This window comes from Methylobacterium sp. E-045 (assembly GCF_022829685.1).
Lineage (GTDB): Bacteria > Pseudomonadota > Alphaproteobacteria > Rhizobiales > Beijerinckiaceae > Methylobacterium.
In genome coordinates this window covers 66,971-87,052 of the sequence record NZ_JAKSYE010000027.1, presented here as the reverse complement: position 1 = coordinate 87,052, position 20,082 = coordinate 66,971, and the positions used below count along the sequence as shown (strand labels likewise).

General features: G+C 69.3%; 18 protein-coding genes. 11 read left to right on the top strand and 7 right to left on the bottom strand.

Annotated elements, in window-relative coordinates; translation table 11 throughout:
- Nucleotides 1-36: 36 nt before the first annotated feature.
- Nucleotides 37-621, bottom strand: a complete 585-nt coding sequence (locus MKK51_RS02755) for a Uma2 family endonuclease (protein ID WP_243974819.1) — start codon at nt 619-621, stop codon at nt 37-39.
- 130 nt (nt 622-751) lie between these two features.
- Here MKK51_RS02755 and ruvB point away from each other — a divergent pair, with 130 nt between their 5' ends.
- From ruvB to tolB, 7 genes are all read left to right on the top strand, one after another.
- Nucleotides 752-1,840, top strand: a complete 1,089-nt coding sequence (gene ruvB, locus MKK51_RS02750; RefSeq protein ID WP_243974818.1) for a Holliday junction branch migration DNA helicase RuvB — start codon at nt 752-754, stop codon at nt 1,838-1,840.
- 321 nt (nt 1,841-2,161) lie between these two features.
- The gene (locus tag MKK51_RS02745) at nt 2,162-3,106 is read left to right on the top strand and encodes a metallophosphoesterase (RefSeq protein WP_243974817.1); all 945 of its coding nucleotides are present in this window, start codon (nt 2,162-2,164) and stop codon (nt 3,104-3,106) included.
- Nucleotides 3,103-3,513, top strand: a complete 411-nt coding sequence (gene ybgC / locus MKK51_RS02740; RefSeq protein ID WP_243974816.1) for a tol-pal system-associated acyl-CoA thioesterase — start codon at nt 3,103-3,105, stop codon at nt 3,511-3,513. Before MKK51_RS02745 ends, ybgC begins: the two co-directional genes overlap by 4 nt.
- A 201-nt stretch (nt 3,514-3,714) precedes the next feature.
- Nucleotides 3,715-4,431 (top strand): protein TolQ, encoded by a 717-nt coding sequence (gene tolQ / locus MKK51_RS02735; protein ID WP_243974815.1) that lies wholly within the window; start codon nt 3,715-3,717, stop codon nt 4,429-4,431.
- Between the two features lie 31 nt (nt 4,432-4,462).
- On the top strand, nt 4,463-4,906 hold the full coding sequence (locus MKK51_RS02730; RefSeq protein WP_243974813.1) for an ExbD/TolR family protein: 444 nt from the start codon (nt 4,463-4,465) through the stop codon (nt 4,904-4,906).
- 14 nt (nt 4,907-4,920) lie between these two features.
- The gene (gene tolA / locus MKK51_RS02725; protein WP_243974811.1) at nt 4,921-6,342 is read left to right on the top strand and encodes a cell envelope integrity protein TolA; all 1,422 of its coding nucleotides are present in this window, start codon (nt 4,921-4,923) and stop codon (nt 6,340-6,342) included.
- A gap of 217 nt (nt 6,343-6,559) precedes the next feature.
- A complete protein-coding gene (gene tolB, locus MKK51_RS02720; protein ID WP_243974809.1) occupies nt 6,560-7,891 on the top strand; it encodes a Tol-Pal system beta propeller repeat protein TolB in 1,332 nt (443 codons plus the stop codon).
- A gap of 154 nt (nt 7,892-8,045) precedes the next feature.
- Here tolB and MKK51_RS02715 read toward each other — a convergent pair whose 3' ends face one another.
- Nucleotides 8,046-9,278 carry an MFS transporter gene (locus MKK51_RS02715; RefSeq protein ID WP_243974808.1) on the bottom strand — a complete coding sequence of 411 codons (1,233 nt, stop codon included), beginning with the start codon at nt 9,276-9,278 and terminating at the stop codon, nt 8,046-8,048.
- A gap of 309 nt (nt 9,279-9,587) precedes the next feature.
- Here MKK51_RS02715 and MKK51_RS02710 point away from each other — a divergent pair, with 309 nt between their 5' ends.
- Nucleotides 9,588-10,622 (top strand): hypothetical protein, encoded by a 1,035-nt coding sequence (locus MKK51_RS02710; RefSeq protein ID WP_243974807.1) that lies wholly within the window; start codon nt 9,588-9,590, stop codon nt 10,620-10,622.
- 13 nt (nt 10,623-10,635) lie between these two features.
- Here MKK51_RS02710 and MKK51_RS02705 read toward each other — a convergent pair whose 3' ends face one another.
- The 5 genes from MKK51_RS02705 to MKK51_RS02685 form a co-directional block, all read right to left on the bottom strand.
- Nucleotides 10,636-11,268 (bottom strand): redoxin domain-containing protein, encoded by a 633-nt coding sequence (locus tag MKK51_RS02705; RefSeq protein ID WP_243974806.1) that lies wholly within the window; start codon nt 11,266-11,268, stop codon nt 10,636-10,638.
- 5 nt (nt 11,269-11,273) lie between these two features.
- Nucleotides 11,274-13,451 carry a protein-disulfide reductase DsbD family protein gene (locus MKK51_RS02700; RefSeq protein WP_243974805.1) on the bottom strand — a complete coding sequence of 726 codons (2,178 nt, stop codon included), beginning with the start codon at nt 13,449-13,451 and terminating at the stop codon, nt 11,274-11,276.
- A 153-nt stretch (nt 13,452-13,604) separates the two neighbouring features.
- Nucleotides 13,605-14,879, bottom strand: a complete 1,275-nt coding sequence (locus MKK51_RS02695; protein ID WP_243974804.1) for an NAD(P)/FAD-dependent oxidoreductase — start codon at nt 14,877-14,879, stop codon at nt 13,605-13,607.
- A 40-nt stretch (nt 14,880-14,919) separates the two neighbouring features.
- Nucleotides 14,920-16,764, bottom strand: a complete 1,845-nt coding sequence (locus MKK51_RS02690) for an aminopeptidase P family protein (RefSeq protein WP_243974803.1) — start codon at nt 16,762-16,764, stop codon at nt 14,920-14,922.
- Nucleotides 16,765-16,807: 43 nt separating this feature from the next.
- The gene (locus MKK51_RS02685) at nt 16,808-17,725 is read right to left on the bottom strand and encodes a 50S ribosomal protein L11 methyltransferase (protein ID WP_243974802.1); all 918 of its coding nucleotides are present in this window, start codon (nt 17,723-17,725) and stop codon (nt 16,808-16,810) included.
- Between MKK51_RS02685 and MKK51_RS02680 the strand changes: the two genes are divergently transcribed.
- The 3 genes from MKK51_RS02680 (at nt 17,708) to modC (ending at nt 20,040) form a co-directional block, all read left to right on the top strand.
- Nucleotides 17,708-18,052 (top strand): hypothetical protein, encoded by a 345-nt coding sequence (locus tag MKK51_RS02680; RefSeq protein WP_243974801.1) that lies wholly within the window; start codon nt 17,708-17,710, stop codon nt 18,050-18,052. The two genes, MKK51_RS02685 and MKK51_RS02680, sit on opposite strands and share 18 nt — an antisense overlap.
- A gap of 171 nt (nt 18,053-18,223) precedes the next feature.
- On the top strand, nt 18,224-18,916 hold the full coding sequence (gene modB / locus MKK51_RS02675; RefSeq protein ID WP_243974800.1) for a molybdate ABC transporter permease subunit: 693 nt from the start codon (nt 18,224-18,226) through the stop codon (nt 18,914-18,916).
- An 8-nt stretch (nt 18,917-18,924) separates the two neighbouring features.
- Complete coding sequence (gene modC / locus MKK51_RS02670) at nt 18,925-20,040, top strand: molybdenum ABC transporter ATP-binding protein (RefSeq protein ID WP_243974799.1); 1,116 nt, start codon at nt 18,925-18,927, stop codon at nt 20,038-20,040.
- Nucleotides 20,041-20,082: the final 42 nt, after the last annotated feature.

Genomic DNA, 20,082 nt, shown 5'->3' with positions numbered 1-20,082 from the left:
TCACGATCCCGCAGCGCCGAGCGCTGCGGGATCGTTTCACGCCTCGAACACGCCCCAGTACGCTTCGCTCAAGGGAAGGGAGGCCTGGATGGCGGACATTTCGAGTGTCGCGTCCAGCCCCTCGATGAGACGAAAACCGCTCCAGCTTCCGTCCACGCGGTCATAGACCTCCATATGCGGTCGGTCCCGCGCCACGAGGACGTAGTGCTGCAGGGCCGGCAACTGCTGGTAGATCAGCCACTTCTCGAAGCGGTCGCGCGCCTCCGTGCCGGGCGAGAGCACTTCGATCACCACGGTGGGATTGTCCACCGACGTGGCCCCCGATTCGATGGCACCGCAAACGACGAGGACGTCGGGCAGCATCGCCGCGTCCAGGGGACGGCTCTTCATGTAGAACGTTTCGGCAAAGGTCTGGCAGGACGATCCTTTCGCGCGGAAACCCTGATGAAGGTGGCTCGCGATGTTCTGGACGATGCGCCCATGCTCCCAGCGGGCACCGACCATCATCCGCACGACGCGGCCGCCGATCAGTTCCCAGCGCTCGTTGCGCGGCTTGTCGGCCAGCAACTCCTCGAAATCGTCGAGGGCCATCCTCTCGAATTGCTGTGAGGCGTCACTCATCGCGAACCCCCTGCCGCGGCCGCCTGCCGCCGATGGGGCAGTGTAGCGCGCGCGGCGGCGTTGTGCGACATCGGGCCAAACGCCCGTCCACCGGAGCAGGCCCCGTGCCGGGCCCCGACAGAGAGCCCGTGTGAGCAAGCTTCCCAAATCGCCGAAATCCCCGACCCTGCACCCGCTTCCGGAGTCGCTCCTCACGCCCGAGCGCCGCCCCGACGACGTCGAGCAGTCGATCCGCCCGCTGAGCCTTCCCGAGTTCATCGGCCAGCGCGCGGCGCGGGCGAACATGCAGATCTTCATCGAATCCGCGAAGAAGACCGGGTCCGCCCTCGACCACGTCCTGTTCGTGGGGCCGCCGGGCCTCGGCAAGACCACCCTGGCGCAGATCGTGGCGCGCGAACTCGGGGTGAACTTCCGCTCCACCTCCGGCCCGGTCATCGCCAAGGCCGGCGACCTCGCCGCGCAGCTCACCAATCTCGAGGAGCGCGACGTGCTCTTCATCGACGAGATCCACCGCCTCAACCCGGCGGTGGAAGAGATCCTCTATCCGGCCATGGAGGATTACCAGCTCGATCTCATCATCGGCGAGGGGCCGGCGGCGCGCTCGGTGAAGATCGAGCTGCCGAAATTCACCCTCGTGGGCGCCACCACCCGTGCCGGCCTGCTCACCACGCCGCTCCGCGACCGGTTCGGCATCCCGATCCGCCTCGAATTCTACGATGTCGACGAGCTCGAGCTCATCGTCTCGCGCGGTGCGCGGGTGCTCGGCATCGGCATGTCGGCGGAGGGGGCCAACGAGATCGCCAAACGGGCGCGGGGCACGCCGCGCATCGCCGGCCGCCTCCTGCGCCGGGTGCGCGACTTCGCCATCGTGGCCGATGCCCCCACCGTCACGCGGGCGATCGCGGACCGGGCGCTCCAGCTCCTCGACGTGGACCCGGCCGGCCTCGACGTGATGGACCGCAAGTACCTGACGATGATCGCCACCTCGTTCGGCGGGGGTCCGGTGGGGATCGAGACCATCGCGGCGGCCCTCTCCGAGCCGCGCGACGCCATCGAGGACATCATCGAGCCCTTCCTGATCCAGAAGGGCTTCGTCCAGCGCACGCCGCGCGGACGCATGCTGACGCCGCACGCCTACAAGCATATGGGCTTCGCCGTGCCCCGGCGCGATCCGGCCTCGCAGTTCGGATTGTTCGGGGCGGAGGACCCCGATGAATGAAGCGGCCGGTAGCGTCTGCGTTCTCCTCCTTGCAGAGGCAGGGCGACGTGTCTGCATTCCCTCGCCCCGCACGCGGGGGGAGGAGCGCGACGACCTCGTCGTCGTTGCGTCGAGGCGGCGGCCGACGCTGAGGAGGGGCGTCCGGACGGGACTCCTTCGGATGCGCCCCCTCGCCCTCGCTTCGGCTTCGCCTCTCGCTCGTCTCGGACACGGCACGGCGTCCGCGATCCTCTCCCCGCGTGCGGGGAGAGGCGGGCGGGCACGTCCGTTCGAACGGCGGATCCCATGCGATGGCCCTGGCCGAAAGGCGGCGTCCGTCCCATGAACTCCGAACCCGCATCCTCCCCGGTCCGGATCACCCGCCGCACGATCGTGCTCGGCCTCGGCGCCGTGGCCCTCGCGGGCAGCGGTACGGCCGCCTATGGAATCGGTATCGAGCCGATGCGTCTCGCCATCACGCGCTACCGGATCAGGCCGATGGCACCCTGGCCCGAGGGCCTGACCCTGCGGATCGTGGCCGTCTCCGACGTCCATGCCTGCGATCCCTTCATGACGCCCGAGCACATCCGGCGGATCGTCGAGGCGGCCAACGGCCTCGGCGGCGACGTGATCGTCCTGCTCGGCGATTACGTGAGGGGCATGCACCGGTTCACCGGGATCGTGGACTCCGCCGATTGGGCGCCCGTCCTCGGGGCGTTGAAGGCGCCGCTCGGTACCTATGCCATCCTCGGCAACCACGATTGGTGGGCCGATCGCGCCGCCTGCGAGCGCGGGTACGGCCCGACCTTCGCCGGGGAGGCCCTGACCCGCGCCGGCATCCGCGTCCTCGAGAACGAGGCCCTGCCCCTGCGGGTGAGGGGACACGAGATCTGGCTCGCCGGCCTCGGCGACCAGCTGAGTTTCCAGGGCACATGGTGGCGCTACGGTTTCAAGCGCAAGGGGAGCGACGACCTGCCGGCCACCCTCGCGGCGATCCCCGACGGCGCGCCCTCCATCCTCCTCGCCCACGAGCCGGACATCTTCCCGCGGGTTCCGGCCCATGTGGCGCTGACCCTGTCGGGCCACACCCATGGCGGACAGGTCCGGCTCCTCGGCTACGCCCCCGTCGTCCCCTCCCGCTATGGGCGGCGCTACGCCTATGGCCATGTACGCGAGCAGACCGACCTCGTCGTGTCCGGCGGGCTCGGCATGAGCGGCCTGCCGGTGCGCCTCGGCGTTCCCCCCGAGATCGTGGTGGTCGACCTGTCCTCGGAGCCCCTGGCATGACCTCCCATCACATCGACATCCGCGTCTATTACGAGGACACCGATTTCTCCGGCTTCGTCTATCACGCCAATTACTTGCGCTACATGGAGCGTGGCCGCACCGAGTTGCTTCGCGCCCTGGCCATGGAGCAGGCCGACCTGGCGCGCGAAGCCGGGCTGATCTTCGTGGTGCGGCGGATGGGGCTCGATTTCCTGAAGCCCGCGCGGATGGACGACATGCTCACCATCGTGACGACGCCCCTCGAACTGCGGGGCGCGTCGATGCCGATGAGCCAGGAGGTCCGGCGGGGGGACGAGGTTCTGCTCAAGGCCGAGGTCACCGTGGCCGCCGTGCGGGATGGCCGGGCCGTTCGCCTGCCGGACGGGCTGCGCCGGGCCTTGTCGCAGCGTTTCGACGAAGGCGCGTAGAGAAGACATCCGTCCCGATCTTCACGAGGCCGGCGCATCCTCACGGTTCATTAACCTTGACAGACGAGGAAGATGCGGAGGGTCGTTTTGCGACGCACCCATACTTTCGACAGATTCACCAGCGATCTGGGGAACATACCGCCCGGATCAGGTGGAGCGCGGGAGTCGGCCGCCCGGTCGACCCGGGACGAGGACGAACGCATGAATCCCGCCGATGCCATGCAGGCGCTGCCGCCGCCGGACATGAGCCTGTTCAACCTGTTCTGGCACGCCCATGTCGTCGTGAAGCTGGTGATGGTGGGGCTGCTCGGCTGCTCCGTCTGGTGCTGGGCGATCATCGTCGACAAGACCCTGCTGTTCCGCCGCACCAAGACCGAGATGGACGCGTTCGAGGAGGCGTTCTGGTCCGGCCGCTCCCTGGAGGAGCTCTATCGCTCGTTCAACGACCGGCCGGCCACCAATCTCGGCGCCCTGTTCGTGGCCGCCATGCGGGAGTGGAAGCGCTCGTTCGAGGGGTCCGGCCGCCAGATCCAGAGCCTGTCCCAGCGCATCGACAAGGTGCTCGACGTGACGATCCAGCGTGAGGTCGAGCGTCTCGAATCGCGCCTGCTGTTCCTCGCCTCGATCGGCTCGGCCGGCCCCTATGTCGGGCTGTTCGGCACGGTCTGGGGCATCATGACCTCGTTCACCGCCATCGCCGCCTCGAAGAACACGTCGCTGGCCGTGGTGGCGCCCGGCATCGCCGAGGCCCTGTTCGCCACCGCCATCGGCCTGTTCGCGGCGATCCCGGCGGTGCTGGCCTACAACAAGCTGCAGTCGAACGTGTCCAAGGCCCAGTCGCGGCTCGAGGGCTTCGCCGACGAGTTCTCCGCCATCCTCTCGCGTCAGATCGACGAGCGCCTGTCGCTCGCCGCCTGATCCCGACCACCAGACATATCGAGGCACGATCATGGGCATGGCCCACGGAGCGGCGCAGGGTGGCAGCAGGCGGCGGCGCGCGCGGCGCGGCGGCGCCATCAACGAGATCAACATGACGCCGTTCATCGACGTGGTGCTCGTGCTGCTGATCGTGTTCATGGTGGCCGCGCCGATGATGACGGTGGGCGTGCCCCTCGATCTGCCGCAATCCAAGGCGAGCCCGCTCAATTCCGACAGTACGCCGGTGACCCTGTCGATCCGCCAGACCGGACAGGTCTTCCTCGGCGAGGCCGAGCTCAGCGACGACACCATCGTTCCCAAGCTGGTGGAGACCTCCAAGTCCGGCTTCGAGGAGCGGGTCTTCGTGCGCGGCGACAAGCGGGTGGATTACGGCCGCGTGGCCCAGGTGATGGCGATCGTGACCGGGGGTGGCTTCAAGAAGGTCGCCCTCGTCACCGAGCCGGACCAGAAGTAGCGGGCGCCGCCACCGTGAAGCTCCCCGCCAAACTGCGCGAACCGGGCGTCTGGATCTCCAGCGGCGTCCATGTCGCCGTGCTCACCGTGGCGCTGATGTCCGTGGCCGCCCCGGCCCTGCCCGACGCGCAGGAGGGGGTGCCGGTGGAGGTGATGACGGAGCAGCAATTCTCGGAGCTGACCAAGGGCGAGAAGAACGCCGACAAACCGATGCCCGACGCCAAGCCCCGCGCCGACAAGGTCGCGGAGAAGGCCGAGGAGCGCGAGCCCGAGAACGCCAAGGTCGACGCACCCGCGCCGCCGAAGCGCCCGGCCGACATGAAGGTCGCCAGCGCCGAGGAGATGCCCCTGCGCATGCCCGACCACGATTCCGAGAAGGAAGCGGCGGAAGCCGCCGCCAAGGCCGAAGCGGCGAAGCTCGCCAAGGAGGCTGCGAAGGAAGCTGCGAAGGCCGAAGCCGCGAAGGCGGCGGAAGCCAAGGCTGCGGCGGAGGCCAAAGCCGAGGCCAAGGCCGCCGCCAAGGCGGAGGCTGCCAAGGCGGAGGCCAAGGCCGAGGCGGTGAAGGCCGCCAAGGTCGAGGCCGAGAAGCGCGAGAAACTGGCCGAACTCATCGAGCGCCAGGAGGCCGAGGCCATCGCCAAGGCGGAGGCTGCTAAGGCCGAGAAGGCCAAGGCCCTGGCGGACGCCAAGGCCCAGGCAGAGGCCAGAGCTCTGGCGGAAGCGAAGGCGCGGGCCGACGCCAAGGCCAAGGCCGAAGCTCTCGCCAAGGCGGAGAAGGCCGAGGCCGAGGCGGAAGCCAGGGCCGAAGCGAAGGCGAAAGCCGAGGCCGACCGTCAGCAGGCGGTCGCGGAGGCCAAGGCTGCGGCGGATGCCAAGGCCCAGGCCGAGGCGAAAGCCAGGGCGGACGCCGCCGCCAAGGCCAAGGCGAAGGCCATGGCGGATGCGCGTGCCAAGGCCGATGCGGAGGCCAAGGCGAAAAAGCAGGCCGAGCTCGCCGACAAGTTCAGTTCCGGCGACATCAAGCAGCTGCTCGCCTCGCGGGCGCCGTCGCAATCCACCGGGGCCACCGGCCACGAGGTCCAGCGCACGGCCTCGCTGGGGGCGGCGAGCGGCACTTCGCAGCGCCTCTCGCCCTCCATGCGCGATTCGCTGATCGGGATGCTGACCCAGCAGATCGAACGCTGCTACTCGGCGCCTCCCGGCGCGTCGCAGGGCGTCGTGCTGCCGATGCTCGACATCCGCCTCTCCGCCAACGGTGCGCTGAGCACCGAGCCGCGGATCATGCGCGGCGGCGCCAACGCGGTGGATCGCTCCCTCGCCGAGGCGGCCCTCCGCGCGGTGAAGCGCTGTGCGCCCTACAAGATCCCGCCCCAGTTCGCGCCGTATTACGACGACTGGAAGGCGATCAACGCGGAATTCGAGTTCTCGCGGGTGTGACGGGCAAGCTCCTCGATCCCGCGGCGCATTCTATGTCGACCGCACCTCCCTCCCCCTTGTGGGGAGGGATCGAGGGTGGGGGTGGTTCCGCCGGGCTCATCGGCGGGGCACCCGGCCACCCCCACCTCCAACTCCTCCCCACGAGGGGAGGAGGGACCTGCGCTGAGCTTGGCGACGGCCGATCGACCATCTGATCCCAATCTCTCGGAATCTCTTCATGACCGACACTCTCCACCGGCGGCTCTTTTCGCCCCTGGCGTCGCTCCTCGCGATCCTGGCCCTCGTGCTCGCCGTCGCGGCGCCTGCCCAGGCGCAGCTGAACCTGCGGATCGGCGGCGGCTCGTTCCAGCCGATGCCCATCGCGGTGGCCGATTTTTCCGGCGATCCGAGCCTCGGCCTGCTGGTGTCGAGCGTGGTGACCAACAACCTGCGCCGGTCCGGCTATTTCGTGCCCCTCGAGAAGGGAAAGTTTCCGGAAAACCCCGGCTTCGACGCGGTGCCGGGCTTCGACAAGTGGCGTACCGCCGGCGCCCAGGCTCTGATCACCGGCCGGGTCGGGCGTGATCCCTCGGGCAAGCTCAAGGTCGAGTTCCGGCTCTGGGACGTCACCTCCGGGCAGCAACTCACCGGCCAGCAATACGGCGCGGACGTCGCCAATGCGCGCCGCACCGGCCACCTCATCTCCGACGTGGTCTATACAAAGATCACCGGACTCGGCGGCTGGTTCGACAGCCGCATCGCCTTCGTCGACGAATCCGGCTCGAAGGAGAACCGCCGCAAGCGCCTGATGGTGATGGACCAGGACGGTGCCAATGTCCGTGCGCTGACCAACGGCGACTCCGCCGTGGTGGCGCCGCGCTACTCGCCCTCGACGCAGGACATCGCGTTCATGACCCAAGCCAGCGGCCAGCAGCCGCGCGTCCAGGTCATCAACCTCGAGACCGGCGCGCGTCAGGCCATCGGCCGGATGGATTCCATGAGCACCAGCCCGCGCTTCTCCCCCGACGGTCACCACCTGGTCATGAGCGTGCAGCAGGGCGGCAACGCCGACATCGTCAAGATGGATCTCGGCTCGAAGGCGCAGACGCCGATCACCAGCGGCAACGCCATCGACACCTCGCCGACCTATTCGCCGGACGGCAGCAAGATCGTCTTCGAATCCGATCGCGGCGGCTCGCAGCAGATCTACGTGATGGGCGCCGACGGCTCCAATCCGACCCGCATCTCCTTCGGCGAGGGCTCGGCCTCCCAGCCGGCCTGGTCGCCCAAGGGCGATCTCATCGCCTTCACCCGTCAGCGCAAGGGCGGTTTCGCCATCTGCGTGATGAAGCCGGACGGTTCGGGCGAGCGCGTGCTCACCGAAGGCTTCCACAACGAGGGACCGACCTTCGCGCCGAACGGCCAGTACGTCCTGTTCTTCCGCGATCCGGGCGGTCAGGGCGGCGGCAAGCTCTACATGGTCGACATCACCGGCAAGGTGGAGCAGCCGGTGCCGACCCCGTCCTATGCCTCCGACCCGACCTGGTCGCCGCTGCTGGCGGGGAAGTAGAGGAAAAGCCGGCGACGATCCCGGACGGCATTCCTGCCCGGGCAAGTGCTTCTGCCGACAGGCTTCATCCCCGTCGCGGCGCCTGCATGACACGAAAGGAATGGTGCCCCCACAGGAACTGGCGGGGGCGAACCGCCGGGCTATGGCGTTCCGATCACTCCGCCGGCAGCAGCCTGTCCCGTGCCTTGAGCGCCGGGAACAGGCGTCCCCAGAGCACCGCCACGAGGATCGTCGCGAGCCCGCCCGCCACCACGGCGGGCACCGCGCCGACGAGGGCGGCGAGCGTGCCGGATTCGAACTCGCCGAGCTCGTTGGAGGCGCCGATGAACACCGTGTTCACCGCCGAGACCCGTCCGCGCATGGCATCGGGCGTCTCGCCCTGGACGAAGGTCTGGCGCACGTAGACGCTGATCATGTCGGCCGCCCCCGTCACGAAGAGGCAGGCCATGGACAGGGGCAGGGACGACGATAGGCCGAACGCCGTGATGGCGAGGCCGAACACCGCCACGGCCTGGAGCATCCTCTTGCCGGCATGGCGTTCGAGGGGGCGATAGGCGAGGACGATGGCGGTGACCACGGCTCCCGCCGCAGGCATGCTGCGCAGGGTGCCAAGGCCGAGGGGGCCGACATGGAGGATCTCGGCAGCGAAGATCGGCAACAGAGCGGTGGCCCCCCCAAGCAGCACGGCCACGAGATCGAGGCTGATGGCGCCGAGTACCACCGGCTGCGAGCGGATGTAGGACAGGCCGGCCGAGAGGGTGGCCCAGGTGACGGGCGGCCGCTCCGTGACGGCAGCGGGGCGGAAGCGGATCGCGACGACGAGGGCGCTGGCCAGGGCGAAGCTTGCCGCCGCCGCTCCGAACACGGCGGCCGGCCCCAGCAGGTAGAGGAAGCCGCCGGCGGCCGGGCCGAGGATCGACGCGCTCTGCCAGAGGGAGGCGTTCCAGGCGATGGCCGATCCGAACAGGGGGCGCGGGACCAGGGTCGGGAGCAGCGCCTGCAACGCGGGGTTGGCGAAGGCGCGCGACGTGCCGATGACGACGACAAGGGCGTAGACGGGCCAGATCGAGGTGGTGCCGGACAAGGCAAGGCCGAGGAGGCCGAGATCGGCCAAGGCCAGGGTCGCATAGGCGATCGCCGTCACCAGGCGCCGGTCGTAGGTGTCGGCCACATGCCCGGTGATCAGGGCGGAGAGCATCGCCGGGAGGAAGCTCGCGAGCCCCACGAGGCCGAGGGCAAGGGCCGAGCGGGTCAGGTCGTAGACAAACCACCCCACCGCCACGGCCTGCATCTGGTAGGCGAGGCCGGTGAGGAACCGCGCGGCGCCGTACAGCCGGAAATCGCCGTTGCGAAAGACCGACCAGCGCGGCGCGGCGGATGGTGTCATGAGGGTTCGGCCAAATGGGTGAGGGGAGAAGCGCTTCGCATCGTCTTCGCACGGCAAAGGGAGGCGACAGTGATGCGTCAGGTATGCCGCATGCGAAACGCTGCCTTGTCGAATTGCTAATCCCTCGGCCGAATAGTTACGGTTCAGGACGGAGTGTCATCGGATTGTGCCAGTATGAACCAAACTAGCCTTGAGCAGAACCCGGCAGGACAAGATCATCTTCCGGCTGAGGTTCAAAATATCGTGGCTTCGTCGTCGCACGGTTCGATCAGGGCGCTTGAGAGGAGCGATATCCCGCAGGTCTGCCGCTTGTTTTCGCAGACGTTTCGCCTGGGCAAGAGCTATCAGGCGGGCAAGCTCGCAGCCTGCCTGGAAGCGACGTATTTCGACTCGCCGGGCTATACCGAGGGCACCGGCTCCATCGTCCATCTGGACCGGAACGGGGCGGTGGACGGCTTCATGGGCGTCATCGCCATGACCATGGTCGTCGGGGAACGGACCCTGCGCGCCGGCATCCTCAGCGCCTACATGGCCGCCGATCCTGACAACAATCCCGGCATCGGCGTCAGTCTCGTCCGGGGTGTCGCCGCCCGCGATTTCGACCTCCTCTTCACCGACACCGCCAACCGGACGTCCCTCGATATCGCCCGCGCCACCCGATTCGTAATCCTGCCGGCGCAGAGCCTCGAATGGGTGAAGATTCACCGGCCCGCGGGGACGGCGGCGTATTTCCTCGGCAAGCGACTGCCCCGGCTCGCGCGATGGATCGTTCCGATCGCCCGCGCGGCCGATAGCGTGCTCCGGCGATTCCTGCCCTCCGGCCCCCCGCGCCCCGACGGCCTTGTCTCGCGGCCCATCGCCGCCGCCGATTTCGCGGTGGCCGCCCAACCCTTCCTCGATCCCTACGACCTGAAGCCGAGTTCGGCCGAACTGGGATGGTTCGTGGAGCAGGCCGGTCTCCAGACCAAGTACGGCCCCCTCCAGATCCGCGAGGTGGTGGACCGGATCGGCCGCCGGATCGGCCTCTATCTCCTCTACGCGCGCCGGGACGGCGTCGCCTATGCGCTCCAGATTCTGGCCCTGCCCAACCGTGAGGAACTCGTGGTCGGACAGATGTTCGCCGATGTGGCCGCACACGGAGCGGTGGCCGTGCGCGGGGCGACATCCCCCGACCTGATGAAGGGGCTCTTCCGCCAGAAGGGGCTCTTCTATCACCACGTCATGGGTACGATCGCCTGGACGCGCGATCCGGAGGTGGCGGCAGCGCTTCGCAGCGGCAACGCCTTTCTCGGCGGGCTCGCCGGCGAAACCTGGGCACGCATCGTCACCGAGGATTTCTCGTGACGGCCCGGCGTCGTTACGAGGCGTATTTCACCGTGCAGCCGTAGGGCTTCGCGGTCCTGACGCTTACCGGCTTGCCGGCGGCGATCTCGGTGAGGGCGAGGTCCACGTAGTTCTTCGCGGTCTTGAGGTCGTCGAGATTGGCGGAGGGCTTGTCGTCGATGCCGCCCTGGTAGAGCAGGGTGCCGTCGCCCGAGACGATGAACATGTGAGGGGTCGTTTTGGCGTCGTAGGCGCGGCCGATCGTGCCGGCGGGGTCGAGGATCACCGCGGTGGGGGAGGCGCCGCGAGTTTGGGTCAGGCGGTTGGCGGCCTGCCCGTCCACGGCGCCCTGCTCGCCGGGGGCGGAGGAGACGACCGACAGCCAGACGATGCCGGCCTCGGTCCATTTCTTCTGCAGGGCCTGCATCGCCTGGCCACCGTAATGCTTCATCACGAAGGGGCAATCGTGGTTGGTCCATTCGAGGACGACGGTTCTGCCCCTGTAATCCTCCAGCCGGACGGTGCGGCCATCGGCATCCGTGCCGGTGAAGAGCGGAGCGGGCTTGCCCACCTGCGGCCCCGCCGCCATCGCCTCGCCGACGGTCAAGAGCCCGACGAGCCCGGTGGCGAACGCGGTGGCGAGAATCATCCGGCGGGGCAGGACCATGGCTCTCACCTTTTCGTCGTCTCGAGGGCCGCGCGCCGATCGGCGGCATTTGCCGGAATCCGGGCGAGTTCGTCGAGGACGATGCCCGATGTCAGGATCTGCGGCAGCACGATGGGCTCGCCCGTGCCGGTATAGAGCAGGTAGAGCGGCACGCCGCTGCGGCCATGCTTCTCCAGCAGGGCGGTGATCTCGGGATTCTGGTTGGTCCAGTCGCCCTTCAGATAGGTCACGTCACGCGCCTTGAAGGCGGCCTCGACGCTTTGCGTGCGGAGCGCCGTGCGTTCGTTGACCTGGCAGGTGATGCACCACGCCGCCGTCATGTTGACGAAGACCGGCTTGCCCTCGGCTACGAGGGAATCGAGGCGGGCCTGGGTGAAGGGTGTGATGCCCTCAGCCGTCGCATGTCGCATATCCGCCGAGGCCCGGTCCCGGTCGAGGCCGAAGGTCAGCGCGAGGGTCGCCGCCAGGGCGGCGACGGCGGTCAGGCGGGCCAGCCCGGCGCCGATGCCGCCCGCGTGGCGCGCCCGCTCCCAGGCCCAGGCCGCGAGGCCCACGAGGACGAGGCCGATCAGGGCGCCGAGGAGCCCGGCCGAGCCGACCTGCTGCGAGAGGACCCAGACGAGCCAGGCCACGGTGGCGTAGATCGGAAAGGCGAGGGCCCCTTTCAGGGTTTCCATCCAGGCCCCCGGACGCGGCAGGCGCCGTAGGGCCGCCGGCCACGTGGTGAGGACGAGGAAGGGCAGGGCGAGGCCGAGGCCGAGGCTCGCGAACACTGCGAGGCTCACCGGCGGTGATTGCGTCAACGCGAATCCCACCGCCGAGCCCATGAACGGGGCGGTGCAGGGGGTGGCCACCACCGTCGCCAGGATGCCGGTGAAGAACGAGCCTTCGAGCCCCGCCCGCCGGGTCAGCCCATCGCCGAGCCCGGCGATCCCGGCCCCGACATGGACCACGCCGGAAAGGCTGAGAGCCATGGCGAAGAGCAGGTAGGCGAGACCCGCCACTACGAGGGGCGATTGCAGCTGGAAGCCCCAGCCGATTCCGGCGCCCGCGCCCTTGAGGGCGATGAGCAGCCCCGCCAGGGAGAGGAAGGCGGCGAGGACGCCGGCGGTGTAGGCGAGGCCGTGCAGGCGCACGCGGACGGCCGGTTCGCCCGAATGCTTCACGAGGCTCAGCACCTTGATCGACAGAACGGGGAAGACGCAGGGCATCAGGTTGAGGAGGAGCCCGCCGAGGAAGGCGAGGCCGGCGGCACTCCACAGGGTCAGGCTCTCCTCCGGCGAAGAACTTCGCGATGCGGATTCCGATGCCGTGGGGATTGCGCCGATGGGAGCGGAGGCCGGTGCATCGCCGATGGCATAGGAACGCTGGACCGTGCCATCGGCGGTCTGTTCGTCGAAGGTCAGGACGCCGGGAAGCTCCGTGGGGGCGGGCTCGCCGGGCGTCGCCCGCGCGAGGCTCAAGCTGAACCCCCTGTCGTCGATGGCCAGGGACTGGGGCGCGGCGTTCTCGATCGCGGTCTCGGAATAGGGGAAGAAGGCGGGAGCGCGGATCGCATCGGGTTTCAGGCCGGGGGCGTCGGCGGTGAGGACCAGCCTGTCGCCTTCGCTCGTGAGTTTCACCGGCCAGGGGGAGGGAACGGGGAGCGCCGCGCGGGCATCCTCGAACAGCAGGATGTTGGCGGCAGATTGTCCGGTGCTGGTGCCCTGGGCGGCCACGGGCAGGCTCAGCTTCAGGTCGGCGGAGCCCGGAATGCATTCGCGCTCGCAGACGAGGTAGGTGAGCTTGGCCGTCAGAGTCACTGCCTTGCCGGTCGGCAGCACCGCCGGCGGGGTGACCTCGGTCAGCAGTACCGTCTCGCCCTCGAACCCGAAATTCACCAGATGCGCCACCGGGATCCGGCTCGGCGTCGGCCATTGGATCGCGCCCGCCGTGAAGCCCTGCGGCAGCGACCATGCCACCTCCGGCGACAGGCCGGAATCGCCCGGGTTGCGCCAGTACACGTGCCAGTGCGGGCGCATCACCATGCGGATGCCGATGGTGAAGGGTTCCCCGGCCCGGATCGCCGCCGGCTCGGCCACGAGACTCGCCTTGACCAGATCGGCCGGCGGCTTGAGCCCCTGCGCCGATACGCCCGTGGCACCGATCAGCGCGAGGAGCAGGAGGGCGAGGGGCCGGATCATCGAAACCTTGAGGCGGAGGGGCGGGGCACCCGATACGATACCCTGACGCCTAGATATGGCCGTTTGGTGCCGTGGCAAAACCGACGGCCCGAGATTGCCCGCGACGGAATCGCCGCGATCGGGCCTTCGCCGTGAGCCATGAGGCCGAAAGGCTCACAGGAAGCGCCGGGGATCGAAGGGCCCGAGGGGGATTTCCGGTGCTTCGCCGCCGACGAGTTGGGCGACGAGGCGCCCGGTCCTCGCGGAGCCGACGAGGCCCACATGGCCATGGCCGAAGGCGTAGACGACATCCGTGGTCCTGCGCGCAGGACCGATGCAGGGCCGCCCATCCGGCATGCTCGGGCGATGGCCGAGCCAGACCTTCACGCGGTCTGCCGGGATCGGGTTCGGCAATCCGGGAAACATCGCGATCAGGTGATCGCGCAGAATCTCGGCACGCTTCCAGTTGGGAGCCGCTGCCAGCCCCGCGAACTCCACCTGACCGGCGGCGCGCAGGCCGCCATTCATGAAGTTGACGATCATCTTGGCATCCGACGCCATGACCGGCGTGCGCGGCCCAGCCTCGGCGCCCGCCACCATGACGTGGTAGCCGCGCTCGCTCTCGAGGGGCAGCGTGTCGCCGAGGGACGCGGCGAGGGGCTTCGAGCGGGCGCCGGCCGCGACGACGGCGCGGTCGCAGGGGATCTCGCCCTGTTCCGTCGCGACGGCGGCGAGGCGTCCGGCTTCCAGCCGGAATCCCGTCGCGCGGGTGGCGACCCGGGTGGCGCCGCGCTCCTCCGCAAGCCCTGACAGGGCGGCGACGTAGCCGCCGGGATCGCGGCAATGGCCGGCCTCCTCGACCACGAGGCCGAACGTGTAGCGCCGATGCAGGGAGGGTTCTCGCTGGCGCAGCTCCTCGGCGGAGAGTTCGAGCCAGGTGACGCCGACCTTGCGCCTGATCTCCCAGGACCGCGCCTCGCGCAGAAAAGCCGCCCGGTCGGGATAGACGTGCAGCACGCCGCGCCGCTCGACGAGCTGCGGGACGCCGGCCTCCTCGGCGAGCGTCGCGTGGAGCTTCGGCGCATCGACGAGTAGGGTCCTCATGGCGCGGGCGGTGCGCTCGATCCGGGGGGTGGTCCGCGCGGCGAAGAGGAACCGCGTGAGCCAGGGCATCACCTTCGGCAGGTAGGCCCAGCGGATCGAGAGCGGCCCAAGCGGATCGAGAAGGAAGGAGGGCACCCGCTTCCACATGCCGGGCTCGGCCGGCGGGATGACCGAGTGCGACGAGAGCCAGCCGGCATTGCCGTAGCTCGACGCCTGCTCGCCGCCCGGAGGGCCGGGATCGACCACGGTTACGCGATGGCCCGCACGCAGGCATTCGAGTGCGCTCACCGTCCCGACCGCGCCGGAACCGATGACGACCACGTGGAGACCTGTTTGCGCGGTCATCAGGTGTGTTCCTGCTTGGGTATGACGGCCGGCCTCCCGCTCAAGCGTCCGTACCCTTCCCACGATGGAGCGGCCGTGTCGCCGCCTCGAGCCAGGCCCGCGTCTCCCCGTCGAGATCGGCGCTCAGGGCCTCCCTTACCCGCGCGTGATAGGAATCGATCCAGTCGATCTCGGCCTCGTCGAGCAGGGACGGGTCGATGAGGCTGATGTCGTAAGGCGCCAGCGTCAGGGTCTCGAAGCCGAGCATCGGCCGCTCCCCGCCGAGGATCGCGCGCTCCTCCACGAGGACGAGGTTCTCGATGCGGATGCCGTAGGCGCCGGTCCGGTAATAGCCCGGCTCGTTGGACAGGATCATGCCGGGCGAGAGGGCGGTGGTGCCGGTCTTGGCGATCCGCTGCGGGCCTTCATGCACCGAGAGGAAGGCGCCGACGCCGTGGCCGGTGCCGTGATCGAAATCGAGGCCCGCCTGCCAGAGCGACGCGCGGGCGAAGGAATCGATCTGCGCCCCCGTGGTGCCTTTCGGAAATACGGCCCGCGCGATGGCCACATGGCCCTTGAGCACCCGCGTGAAGCGGTCGCGCATCTCCTCGGTCGGCGTGCCGATCGCGACGGTGCGGGTGATGTCGGTGGTCCCGTCGGCGTATTGCGCGCCGGAATCCACGAGGAACAGCTCGCCCTCGCCCACGATCCGGTCCGTTTCGCGGGTCACGCGGTAATGCACGATGGCGCCGTTGGGGCCGCTGCCCGAGATGGTCGGGAACGAGATGTCCCGCAACAAGCCGGTCTCGCCGCGAAAATCCTCCAGCGCCTCCACGGCGGCGATCTCGGTGAGGCGGCCGCCCGGTGCGTGTCGCGACAGCCAGGCGAGGAAGCGCGTGACCGCGAGCCCGTCACGGTGATGAGCCGCCCGCGATCCGGCGATCTCGCCCGTGTTCTTCACCGCCTTCATCAGCGTGATCGGATCGGGGCCGGGATCGACCCGGCCCCCGGCCTGTTCCACCAGTGTCGCCAGCGCCGACGCGCCGGTGGCGGAATCGAGCCTGATCTTACCTTCTCCGGCAGCAAGAGCGGCGACGGCAACGGCGAAGTCTGCTCGCCCGGCGATGTCCGCGGAGGGCGAGAGCGCCTGCCGCAGGGCGGGATCGATGGCCGACGAGGTGAGATACAGGACGGCCCGTCCCGTCCGGGGGACGATGGCGTAGCCCAGCGCCAGGGGCGTATGCGCCACGTCGCCGCCGCGCAGGTTGAAGGCCCAGGCGAGGTTGTGCGGATCGGAGATCACCAGGGCGTCACAGCCGCCGCGCCCCAATGCCTCGCGGATACGGCGAAGCTTGGCCTCGACGGAATCCCCGGCGAGTTCGAGGGGATGCGCCACCACCGCGCCTGCGGGGGCGGCGGGCCTGTCGGCCCAGACCGCATCGACGAGGTTCTGCGTGACCGGCGTGACGCGGGCCCCGGCCTTGGCCGCCGCCTTCTCCAGCTTGGCGACGCCCTCGATGGTGTGGAGACAGGGATCGTAGCCGAGCACGGCGCCCTGCCTCAGATGCTCGCCGATCCAGGCCTCGACACTGGTCTCGGCGAGTTGGACCGGGGTGAGGATCGCAGTGTCCACCTGTGCCGGTGCCTGGAGCGTGTAGCGCCCGTCGACGACCAGGGCCGCCTCGTCGGCGAGAATCACGGCGGTGCCGGCCGAGCCGGTGAAGCCCGTGAGCCAGGCGAGGCGCTCGGCATTGGCGGGCACGTATTCCGACTGATGCTCGTCGGCGCGGGGCACCACGAACCCGTCGAGTCCTGCCTGCCGCATCGCCTCCCTCAGGGCGGCGGTGCGCGTCGCGCCTTCCCGGTGGCTCGGATCGTCGAAGGTCTGGAAGCGGGCACGGGTCATGGCGACGAGAGTTACGCGCCGCCGGGAATGACGGCAACCGCTCTCACAGAGGGCGCGGTGCCGCTCCGCCGCGCTTGAGCACCAGGGTCGCCCAGCCCTCGATCAGGCCATGGCGGGCCAGGTGGAAGCCGCGATGGCGATAGGTGGAGAGGACGCCGGGCACATCGCGCTCGATCAGTCCCGAGAGGATGAGCACTCCGTGGTCGGCCACCGTCGCGGTGAGCGAGGGCGCGAGGCGCTTCAGCGGCCGGGCGAGGATGTTGGCGAAGACCACGTCGAAGCGGCGGCTCCGGTTGGCGCTCGCGTGGCGCACGCCGGGTCCGACATAGAGCCGGACGAGGCCGCCGAGCCCGTTCAAACGGGCATTGCCCTTGGCGGTGGAGACTGCTTCGGGGTCGAGGTCGCCGGCATGGACCGGCTGGTGCAGGGCCTTGGCAGCCGCGAAGGCGAGGATGCCGGTGCCGGTGCCGACGTCGAGGACATGCGCGGGACGGCCCTGCTTCAGGATGCCGGCCAATGCCTTGAGGCAGCCCAGCGTCGTGCCGTGGTGGCCGGTGCCGAAGGCCAGGGCCGCCTCGATCTCGATGGCGAGGTCATTCGGCCGAATGGTGTGACGGTCATGCGCGCCGTGGACGAGGAAGCGCCCGGCGCGGACCGGGTTCAACCCTTCCAGGGAGGCGCGGACCCAATCCTGCTGGTCGATGGTCTCGAACACGGCCGCATCGGCCTGCTCGCCCACCAGGGGGCGGATCAGGTCGCGGACCATCTCCTCGTCCGGCGCGTCGGCGAAATAGGCCTCCAGCCGCCAGGTCTTGCCGTCCTCCGCCTCGAAGGCGGCGACCGCCGTCTCCGTCGGGTCGAACATCTCGCCGAGGATGTCGGTCATGGCGCGCGCCGACCTCTCGTCGGTGAGGAGGCGCAGCACGTGGGTCGGACGGTTGGGATGAAGGCCTTCGAGCATGAGACGGGCTCTAGCATCCGCAAGGAAGCCCCGCCACCGTCGCGGAACCAAGACCGGACCTTCGCGTTCCCCTGCGCTTCTCCTTTCGTCCCCGTGGCGTTCGAGGGTGCGGTGTCGAGTACAAACCAGAAGAAAAACATCAGACGTGCCCCCGTGGCCATCGTGGGCAGGAGAACCGCCAGACGCCTCCGGGCGACCGGAGGCTCGGGGCTGCTCGATTCCGAGCCGGCTTTCGAACCGGTCCCGGGTTCGATGCTGGTTCTCTTGAGCCGGCTCCATCGTGCCGAACGCCAGATCAAGCCGGAGGACGATCCGCCGAAGGGTTGAGCGAACACCCTCATCCCTGGCTGCGATCCGTGCTAGGATATCCGCGATGGGCCGGTGCGGTTGGCGGCGATCGGCTGGTGGCGAGAGGGATGCGCGTCTCCATGATCCAGGGCGGCGGTATCCGAGGGTCCGGCATGCGGTTCGCCGGGAACGACGTCTGATCCGCTGCCTGTGCTCGATCTCACCCCCGACGAATGGACCGCCATCGGTCTGAGCCTGAAGGTCGCTGCCGTGGCGACGCTGGCGAGCCTCGTTCCCGGCCTCGGCATCGCCATGCTCCTGGCGCGCGGACGTTTCCCCGGCCGTGCGCTCATCGATGGCCTTGTCCACCTGCCCTTGATCCTGCCACCCGTGGTGACGGGATATCTGTTGCTCCTGTCGTTCGGCCGGCGGGGCGTCTTCGGTGCGGCGCTGGCCGAGATCGGGATCGTGTTCTCCTTCCGCTGGACCGGGGCGGCCCTGGCCTGCGCGATCATGGGCTTTCCGCTGATGGTGCGGGCCATGCGTCTGTCCATCGAGGCGGTGGACCGGCGCCTCGAACAGGCTGCCGCCACCCTGGGAGCAGGGCCGAGCGCGGTCTTCCTCACCGTCACCCTGCCGCTCGCCATGCCCGGCATCCTCGCCGGCGGGGTGCTGGCCTTCGCCAAGGCGATGGGCGAGTTCGGTGCCACCATCACCTTCGTCTCCAACATTCCCGGCGAGACCCAGACATTGCCCTCCGCCATCTACAGCCTGACCCAGGTGCCCGGCGGTGAGGCGGGCGCCTTACGCCTCACCCTGATTTCGGTGGCCCTGTCGATGGCGGCCCTCCTCATCTCTGAACTTTTGGCCCGGCGCCTTGCGCGCCGCCTCGGAACGGGGTGAGGCGTCCCGTGTGCCCCACGATCGACATCGACGTCTCGCTGACGCGGGGGGGCTTCCACCTCGACGTCGCCTTCACCGCCGGCCCCGGTCTGACCGCCCTGTTCGGCCGCTCGGGCTCGGGCAAGACCACGGTGATCGATCTCGTCGCCGGGCTGGCGCGGCCCGATCGGGGCCGCATCGCGGTCTCCGGCGAGGTGCTGCTCGACACGGAGCGGGGCATCGCCATCCCGGCCCATCGCCGGCGCATCGGCGTGGTGTTCCAGCAGGCGCGGCTGATGCCCCATCTCTCGGTGAGGCGGAACCTCGCCTACGGCCGGGCCTTCGCCCGCGCCCGCAGCGACGGCATCGCCTTCGACGGGGTCGTCGACATGCTGGGGATCGGCCATCTCCTCGATCGCCGGCCGGCGGGTCTCTCCGGCGGCGAGGCGCAGAGGGTGGCGATCGGCCGGGCGCTGCTGAGCCGGCCCCGCCTCCTGCTCATGGACGAGCCCCTCGCCGCCCTCGACGAGGCCCGCAAGGCCGAGATCCTGCCCTATATCGAGCGCCTGCGCGACGAGGCCGGATTGCCCATCGTCTATGTCAGCCACGCGGTCTCGGAGGTTGCGCGCCTGGCGCGCACCGTCGTCGTGCTCGACGGTGGTCGTGTCGCCGCCATTGGGGATGCCGATACGGTGCTTCGCCGGGCCGACCTCCTCGCCGTTCAGGAAACCGAGGCCGGGGCGATCCTCGACATGGTCGTGGGGGAGACGGATTCCGAAACCGGCCTGACCCGGCTGAGCGGACGCGCCGGTATCCTGTCCGTTCCGCGATTGCCAAGAAGCGTCGGCACCCTCGTGCGCATCCGCGTGCCGGCGCGGGACGTCCTCCTCGCCACGCAGCCGCCGGTGGGCTTGAGCGCGCGCAACCTTCTGGAAGGGCGTGTCGTCTCGATCCACGCGCTCGGCGAGGCGGCGTCCATGGTGGAGATCGACTGCAACGGCGCACTGCTCGCCGCTCGACTGACCCGCGCCTCGGTGCGCGATCTCGCTCTTGCGCCCGGCCGCATCGTCTACGCGGTGGTGAAAAGCGTCGCCTTCGATCCCCAGGGCGTAGGCACGGCAAGGCCGGAGGCAGTGGAGATCTGAGCGCGGACCAGCTCAATTCTTAAAAAACCACCTATTTCTATG